Here is a 1,579-nt window from a genome sequence, read left to right on the forward strand (position 1 = left end):
TCCTTAGAAAGGAGGTGATCCAGCCGCACCTTCCGATACGGCTACCTTGTTACGACTTCACCCCAATCATTGACCCCACCTTCGGCGGCTAGCTCCTTACGGTTACTCTACCGACTTCGGGTGTTGTCAACTCTCGTGGTGTGACGGGCGGTGTGTACAAGGCCCGGGAACGTATTCACCGTGGCATGCTGATCCACGATTACTAGCGATTCCTGCTTCATGTAGGCGAATTGCAGCCTACAATCCGAACTGAGAATGGTTTTATGGGATTTGCTTCACCTCGCGGCTTCGCTGCCCTCTGTACCATCCATTGTAGCACGTGTGTTGCCCAGGTCATAAGGGGCATGATGATTTGACGTCATCCCCACCTTCCTCCGGTTTGTCACCGGCAGTCACCTTAGAGTGCCCAACTAAATGCTGGCAACTAAGATTAAGGGTTGCGCTCGTTACGGGACTTAACCCAACATCTCACGACACGAGCTGACGACAACCATGCACCACCTGTCACTCTGTCCCCGAAGGGAACACTCTATCTCTAGAGCTATCAGAGGATGTCAAGACCTGGTAAGGTTCTTCGCGTTGCTTCGAATTAAACCACATGCTCCACCGCTTGTGCGGGCCCCCGTCAATTCTTTTGAGTTTCAGCCTTGCGGCCGTACTCCCCAGGCGGAGTGCTTAATGCGTTAACTCCAGCACCAAGGGGCGGAAACCCCCTGACACCTAGCACTCATTGTTTACGGCGTGGACTACCAGGGTATCTAATCCTGTTCGCTACCCACGCTTTCGCGCCTCAGCGTCAGTTGCAGACCAGAGAGTCGCCTTCGCCACTGGTGTTCCTCCATATCTCTACGCATTTCACCGCTACACATGGAATTCCACTCTCCTCTTCTGCACTCAAGTCCTCCAGTTTCCAATGACCTTCCACGGTTAAGCCGTGGGATTTCACATCAGACTTAGAAGACCGCCTGCGCGCCCTTTACGCCCAATAATTCCGGACAACGCTTGCCCCCTACGTATTACCGCGGCTGCTGGCACGTAGTTAGCCGGGGCTTTCTGGTTAGGTACCGTCAAGGTACCGCCCTATTTGAACGGTACTTGTTCTTCCCTAACAACAGAGTTTTACAATCCGAAGACTTTCATCACTCACGCGGCGTTGCTCCGTCAGACTTGCGTCCATTGCGGAAGATTCCCTACTGCTGCCTCCCGTAGGAGTCTGGGCCGTGTCTCAGTCCCAGTGTGGCCGATCACCCTCTCAGGTCGGCTACGCATCGTTGCTTTGGTAGGCCATTACCCCACCAACTAGCTAATGCGCCGCGGGCCCATCTGTAAGTGATAGCTAAAAGCCACCTTTCATCTTTCTCTCATGCGAGAAAAAGCATTATTCGGTATTAGCCCCGGTTTCCCGGAGTTATCCCAATCTTACAGGCAGGTTGCCCACGTGTTACTCACCCATCCGCCGCTCGTTCCACAAACGTCATCTCGAAAGAATCAGTCTGCTTCCCGCGCTCGACTTGCATGTATTAGGCACGCCGCCAGCGTTCGTCCTGAGCCAAGATCAAACTCTCCAAAAAAGTTATGA

Annotated in this window: 1 rRNA gene; it reads right to left on the reverse strand. The window is 53.5% G+C overall.

Annotated features, from left to right (window positions below):
• Positions 1-7: 7 nt before the first annotated feature.
• A 16S ribosomal RNA gene (locus FHP05_RS15075) occupies positions 8-1,571 on the reverse strand.
• Positions 1,572-1,579 lie beyond the last annotated feature (8 nt).

Origin of the sequence: Cerasibacillus terrae, assembly GCF_008039555.1 — a bacterium.
GTDB classification, from domain to species: domain Bacteria; phylum Bacillota; class Bacilli; order Bacillales; family Amphibacillaceae; genus Cerasibacillus; species Cerasibacillus terrae.